The organism is uncultured Campylobacter sp., from assembly GCF_938018145.1.
Classification (GTDB): Bacteria; Campylobacterota; Campylobacteria; order Campylobacterales; family Campylobacteraceae; genus Campylobacter_A.
Genome location: NZ_CALIII010000201.1, coordinates 1 through 5,860, shown reverse-complemented (window position 1 = coordinate 5,860; position 5,860 = coordinate 1). Strand labels below are relative to the sequence as shown.

At 48.2% G+C, this 5,860-nt stretch carries 8 protein-coding genes; all 8 read right to left on the bottom strand.

From position 1 onward, the window contains the following. Positions 1 to 74 (bottom strand): DUF4006 family protein (locus Q0338_RS04615; RefSeq protein WP_298085733.1); only part of this gene is annotated, 74 nt, incomplete at its 3' end. After that, on the bottom strand, positions 75 to 935 hold the full coding sequence (locus tag Q0338_RS04610; RefSeq protein WP_298085732.1) for a cbb3-type cytochrome c oxidase N-terminal domain-containing protein: 861 nt from the start codon (positions 933 to 935) through the stop codon (positions 75 to 77). Beyond that, positions 935 to 1,156 carry a cytochrome c oxidase, cbb3-type, CcoQ subunit gene (locus tag Q0338_RS04605; RefSeq protein WP_298085731.1) on the bottom strand — a complete coding sequence of 74 codons (222 nt, stop codon included), beginning with the start codon at positions 1,154 to 1,156 and terminating at the stop codon, positions 935 to 937. Before Q0338_RS04605 ends, Q0338_RS04610 begins: the two co-directional genes overlap by 1 nt. An 8-nt stretch (positions 1,157 to 1,164) precedes the next feature. Then, entirely contained in the window at positions 1,165 to 1,830 is a 666-nt protein-coding gene (gene ccoO / locus Q0338_RS04600; protein WP_298085730.1) for a cytochrome-c oxidase, cbb3-type subunit II, read from the bottom strand. After that, positions 1,823 to 3,304 carry a cytochrome-c oxidase, cbb3-type subunit I gene (gene ccoN / locus Q0338_RS04595; RefSeq protein ID WP_298085729.1) on the bottom strand — a complete coding sequence of 494 codons (1,482 nt, stop codon included), beginning with the start codon at positions 3,302 to 3,304 and terminating at the stop codon, positions 1,823 to 1,825. The genes ccoO and ccoN overlap by 8 nt, the downstream gene beginning before the upstream one ends. A 98-nt stretch (positions 3,305 to 3,402) precedes the next feature. Next, complete coding sequence (locus Q0338_RS04590; RefSeq protein WP_298085728.1) at positions 3,403 to 4,080, bottom strand: response regulator transcription factor; 678 nt, start codon at positions 4,078 to 4,080, stop codon at positions 3,403 to 3,405. After that, complete coding sequence (locus Q0338_RS04585; RefSeq protein ID WP_298085727.1) at positions 4,077 to 5,294, bottom strand: PAS domain-containing sensor histidine kinase; 1,218 nt, start codon at positions 5,292 to 5,294, stop codon at positions 4,077 to 4,079. Before Q0338_RS04585 ends, Q0338_RS04590 begins: the two co-directional genes overlap by 4 nt. Then, positions 5,287 to 5,860: sulfite exporter TauE/SafE family protein (locus tag Q0338_RS04580; protein ID WP_298085726.1), on the bottom strand; the 574-nt coding region annotated here is incomplete at its 5' end. The genes Q0338_RS04580 and Q0338_RS04585, both read right to left, overlap by 8 nt.

Genomic DNA, 5,860 nt, shown 5'->3' with positions numbered 1-5,860 from the left:
AGCAGCAGTCCGGTCGCGATGAGTAGCCCGGTCACTCCGTGTAGACCGAAAACGTTTCGATTCGTGTTTTCCATTTATTCTCCTTTAGAAAGCGAGATGACGTACTCGCCGACGGCTTTTTGCTGCAAGGCGTTTAGCCTGCCGTCGCTAAATTTAGGCATCGTACCGATAGCGCCCTTTTTACCGCGCTGCAACACGTCCTCGACAAAGGACGCCGTGCCGTATTTAGATAGATCAGGAGAGTTGCCCTCCATGCCTTTGCCGTCCTCGCCGTGGCAGGCTGCGCACGCCGCAAATAGCTCCTTGCCGCTAGCTACCAAATTTTCGTTTTTGGTCTTTTTTATGCCAGAAATTTCTTTAGCGATGTAGGCCGCGATCGCTTTTGCGCCCTCCTCGTCAGCCATGCCCGCAGGCATCTCGCCCATCGGGTACTCAAGGCCTTTTGAGCCGTTTATTATCGCGTTATAGATCCCCTCTTCGCTACCCCAAACCGCTAGATCTGCGGCCTTGCCGTTTATGCCGTCGCCGGTGATACCGTGGCAGGCCGAGCACTGCACCAAAAACACGCTCTCGCCCATCGCGTGAAGCGTCTTGGCGTCCGGATTTGCGAAGCTTTTTTCAAATTTGGCGTTTGCGGCGGCGACTTCCTCGTTGTATTCGCCGATTTGCGAGTAGGAGTTTAGCGGATAGCCCGCGAGCATATACCACAAAGCCCAAACGATAACCAGCACGTAAACGACCGCCCAGCCCAGCGGCAGAGGGTTTTTGTACTCGCCTATGCCGTCCCAGCTATGCTCGCTAAGCTCGCCGCCCTCTTTGGCGACTTTCATCTGCCTTACGTATTTGCCCGCCACGAACGCCGTTAGCGCGACGATAGCGACTGCGCCGACGAGAGCGAGTAAATTTACGTCGTCTCCCAAGTTAAACCATTGCATTATTTTTCCTTTTTAGCGTTTTTGTCCACGGACGCAGACTCTAAAATTTCCTCGTCGATACCGTCTTTTAGGGCGAGGTCGGAGTATCTTTCGTAGTCTCGCCTGCCGCTCTTTTCGGATCTATATAGATGAAAATAGTATCCGTAAAGAAGCGCGGCGCACACGGCTAGAAAGATAAAAGCTCCGTATCCTTGGATATCTCTTAGAGTCTGCGCATCCATAAATTCGCCTATTTTAAGCTATTTAGATAGGCGATGAGCGCCACTATCTCGCGGATCTCTCCGCGCTCAAAGGCCTTTTTGACCTCTTCATCCTTCATCTCTTCAACTATAGCGGCGGCTTCTTCTTTGGCGGCCGCTTGCGCTTCCTCGTAGGTGCCGAGTTTTGGCATGCCCTCTACGTCGTACGGTACGCCAAATACCTTTTTCGTCGTTACCGCTTCGCCGTATGCCGTCTCGATGTCGGCGTTGTTGCTAAAGTGATGCTTATAAGCAGGCATTATAGAACCGGGCACCACAGACGTCGGCTCTTTCATGTGATTTTCGTGCCAGTCGGTAGTGCGGTAGTTACCCACGCGCCAAAGATCGGGGCCGGTTCTCTTTGATCCCCAAAGATGCGGACGATCAAACGCATACTCGCCGCTAAGCGAATACATGCCGTATCTATCGGTCTCGGCCTTAAAAGGGCGAATTTGCTGCGTGTGGCAGGCGTTACAGCTATCTTTCATATACACGTGTTTACCCGCAAGCTGCAAAACCGTCGGCGGCTTGGTGCCCTCAAGCGGCCTAGCCCTGTTGGCAAAATCAGGCAAAATCTCAATCACGCCCGCATAAGCGATGATTACAAAAACCATAACCGCGAAAAAGAAGGGATTTTTTTCTAACCAACTAAACATTAGCAACCTCCTTTACGCCCGCAGGACTTGCGCTTAGCGGCTCTTTTTCGAGCGCTTTGGCGCCAAAACTCTTGTAGATATTATAAACAAAGATGAAAAATCCTAGCAGATAGAGCAGTCCGCCCACGGCTCTGATCCAGTAGTACGGCACGATATTTATCACCGTATCGATAAACGAATAGGCCAAATTTCCGTATTCGTCGGTCGCGCGCCACATCATACCCTGCGTGATGCCCGCGATCCACATCGATGAAAAATAAAGCACGATGCCGATAGTCTGTATCCAAAACTGAGTTTCCATCAAGGATTTCGAGTAAATTTCGCGTTTAAATACGCGAGGCGTCATGTGATAAAGCGCCGCCATCGTCATAAAGCCGACCCAGCCTAGCGTACCGTCGTGCACGTGACCCGGCACCCAGTCGGTAAAGTGCGCTAGAGCGTTTACGGACTTGATCGCTAAAATCGGCCCTTCAAGAGTCGAAAACATATAAAACGTCGAGCCTAAAATCATAAATTTGATAAGAGGATTTTCTCTAAGCTGCTGCCACTCGCCGCGCATCGTTAGAAGCATATTTATAGCTGAACCCCAAGACGGCAGTATCAAAACCACCGAAAACACAGAACCCATAGTCTGCATCCAGTCAGGCACCGCAGAGTAGATCAGATGGTGTCCGCCAGCCCAGAGGTAAAGGAACATGAGGCTCCAAAACGAGAAAATCGAAAGCTTGTAAGAAAATATCGGCTGACCGCTCTCTTTAGGAAGGAAATAGTAAATTTGAGCGATTATCGGCACGGTAAACACGAACGCCACGGCGTTATGCCCGTACCACCACTGCACTAGCGCGTCGTTGGCTCCGGCGTACATCGAGACCGAGTGCCACCAGTTGCCGTATCCCGAAACCAGCTTGGTCGGCACGGCCATGTTGTTAAACAGATAAAGCATCGCGATACCTAAAAACGTCGCGATAAAATACCAAACCGAGATATAAAGCGTCCTCTCGCGGCGGATACCGATAAGGCCGAATATACTAACGCCCCAAAGCACCCAAAGCACGACCACGCCGATATCTAGCGGCCACTCTAGCTCGGCGTACTCTTTTGACGTGCTAACGCCGGCAAGTAGGCTAAATACGCCGCCTGCCATAACCAGCATATATATCCAAAAGTGCAGCTTGCCCACCGTCATCAAAAACGGCGACTCGCTCATCGAGACTTTTAAAACCCTCTGTCCGATATAGTACCACGTCGCAAAAACGCCCGAAAGCATAAATCCAAATATCACGCCCGCCGTGTGTAGCGGTCTTAGGCGGCTAAAGGTGCCGTATTCGCCCGCGAGATAGTTTAGATCGGGATATGCCATCTGAAAGGCTATCAGCACGCCTATACCCATGCCGACTATCCCAAACAGTATCGTCGCGAACATAAAATACTTGGCGACCGTGTAGTCGTAGCTTAGCGCCCTGTCTAGTCGCATCGATATCCTCCTTTGTTTATTTTATTACGAAAATGTTATTTTACTAAAATTTAAGCGCAAAATCGCTTAATCGTTTTAAATTTACGCTACTTTAAATTTTACTTTTTTAGTTCTATTTTATAGCCTAGGCCGGGCGAGTTTTTGATGAGTCCGGCGCCCACTTTATCGCGTATTCGCTTGATAAATGTCCTAACGGCCGGATCGTTTACCTTTTCACCAAACCACACCACGTTTCTGATCTCTTCGGTTAGAACGAGCGTGCCAATACGTTTAACTAAAAGCGAGATAAAGGCCAGCTCTTTTTTGGTTAGCGCGATCTCGACGCCGTTTTTTACGAGCACTTTTTTGGTTTGATTAAACGAATATCCGCCCGAAATCTCGATGATATCGGCGCCTATGATTTTGGTTTTTACGATCTGCTCCAGCATGACGAAAAGCTCGTCCATATCGATAGGCTTGATGACGTATTTATCGATGCCTACGTCGATAGCTTTTAGTAGTTTTTCCTTTTCGCTATACGCGCTTAGGATCACTACTGGCGTGTTTTTTGAGAACTCTTTTATCTGCCTTGACATCTCAAGCCCGTCCATGATAGGCATCATGATGTCGGCTATCACGATGTCGGGGCTAAATTTTTTAAATTTCTTAAGACCTTCGTCGCCGTTTGAGGCCGAGATAACCTTTTGAAATACGCCGCCAAAAACCTCTTGCATCGACTCCCTTATGCCATCCTCGTCCTCGACTAGCAGTAGCGTTAGCTCTTTAAATTTTTTCATTTTTCATCCTTTAGCGGCAGCTTTATCTCAAATTCCGCTCCAAATTTTACGTTTTTAGCGCCGGCGCTTCCGCCGTGATTTTTAGCTATGCTTTTTAGCATATATAGGCCGATACCGGTGCCTGCACTCGGGTGCTTGGTAGTGAAATACGGCTCAAAAATCTTGTCCATTATCTCCTCTTTTATACCGCCGGCGTTATCCGTTACTCTTATGATAGCAAATTTATCCTTTGTTTCTAACGTTAGCGTTACTTTTTTATCGTCTTTTTTATTTGCCAGCGCATCTTTGGCGTTAGAAAGCAGGATAATCACAGCCTGACAAAGCTGCGACTCAAAGCCGTAAATTTGACCTTCGCTTTTTAGCTCCAAATTTACGTCTATGCCCTCTTTTTCGTAGGTTCCCTGCACCATCTTTAGCGCGTTTTCTACCGCGGACGAGGGCAAGAAAAGTCCCCTCTCGCGCTCGACGCTAAAAAAGTTTCTAAAATCCTCGATCGTCTGCGACATGCCCTTTATCACGCGTTTTGCGTGCTCGTAGCCGGCTTCAAATTTCTCGTTTGACTTCACGCTCTCTTTTAGTTTAAAAAGCGTGATGCTAAGCTCGTTTAGCGGCTGGCGCCACTGGTGAGCGATGTTTGCGATCATCTCGCCCATCGAGGCTAGACGCGACTGCAAAAAGAGCATTTTGGTTTTTTCCTCGTTTTTCTTGATCTCTGCTTTTACCAAATTTTCTAGATTTTGGTTTAAATTTACGAGCTTGGCCGTCTGCTCGGCGACCCTGTTTTCGAGATTTTCGTTTAAATTTAACAGCTCTTTTTTCGTCTTTTCAAGCTCGTTGTTTAAATTTATCACGTCCGTCACGTCATACCTGATCGCAAGAAACTCCTCGATCTGCCCGCTTAAATCCAAAATCGGGATGATAGTCGTGTTTAGATAGACGTCGCGGCCGTCTTTGGTGCGGTTTCTTATCGTGCCTTTGTGCACTTTTTTGGCTAAAATCGTATCCCAAAGCCGCGCAAAAACCTCCTTTGGCACCTCGGGATGGCGCACGATGTTGTGATTTGCGCCGATTAGCTCCTCGCGCGTAAAGCCCGACATCTTACAAAACTCGTCGTTTACGAAGGTGATAGTGCCGTTTGTGTCGGTCTTTGAGACGATATTGCTGGTCTCGATAGCCTCTTGATACTGTCTAAATCTTTCTTTGATGTTATCCATTGCTCGCCGTAAATCCTATAAAAGATAGATAAATTCCGTAAATTATTATCGCCGCGCCGCTTAAATTTAGCGCCTGTTTTTTAAATTTTTCGCTCGCGGCCTTTAAAACCAGCGCGTAAAAACTCATCGCAAAAAAGCTAACTACGCCAAACGTAGCCGCGATCGCCGCGCCCTTTGCCCCGCTGCCGCTAGCTACCGCTAAAGCTAAAAAATAATAAACCACTCCGCACGGCAGTAGCCCGTTTAAAAACCCGAGCGTCAAAAACCCGAGCACGCTATTTTTTGCGATCGCGGCTTTCATTTTTTCGTTTAAAATTTTGGATAAAAATGCGTTTTTCTCGATGAAATTAAGTAGCGTCCCGCGTCTAATGAGCGCCACGCCCAAAACCGCCATAAAAACGCCGACGGCAAAAAACAAGTAGCCTCGCGCCGCAAGAGATAGCGTAAATACGCCGCCAAACGACCCGAAAATAAAGCCAAGTAGCATATAAGCGCAAATTCTAGCTAGGTTATATCCCGCTATCATCGCCGCGCTAAAAATTTTACCTTTGCCGCTCAAAAAACGC

Bases quoted from the DNA above. Each gene is read 5' to 3' on its own strand.
- Q0338_RS04610 (WP_298085732.1), bottom strand. From the start codon at position 935: ATGCAATGGTTTAACTTGGGAGACGACGTAAATTTACTCGCTCTCGTC.
- Q0338_RS04605 (WP_298085731.1), bottom strand. From the start codon at position 1,156: ATGGATGCGCAGACTCTAAGAGATATCCAAGGATACGGAGCTTTTATC.
- ccoO (WP_298085730.1), bottom strand. From the start codon at position 1,830: ATGTTTAGTTGGTTAGAAAAAAATCCCTTCTTTTTCGCGGTTATGGTT.
- ccoN (WP_298085729.1), bottom strand. From the start codon at position 3,304: ATGCGACTAGACAGGGCGCTAAGCTACGACTACACGGTCGCCAAGTAT.
- Q0338_RS04590 (WP_298085728.1), bottom strand. From the start codon at position 4,080: ATGAAAAAATTTAAAGAGCTAACGCTACTGCTAGTCGAGGACGAGGAT.
- Q0338_RS04585 (WP_298085727.1), bottom strand. From the start codon at position 5,294: ATGGATAACATCAAAGAAAGATTTAGACAGTATCAAGAGGCTATCGAG.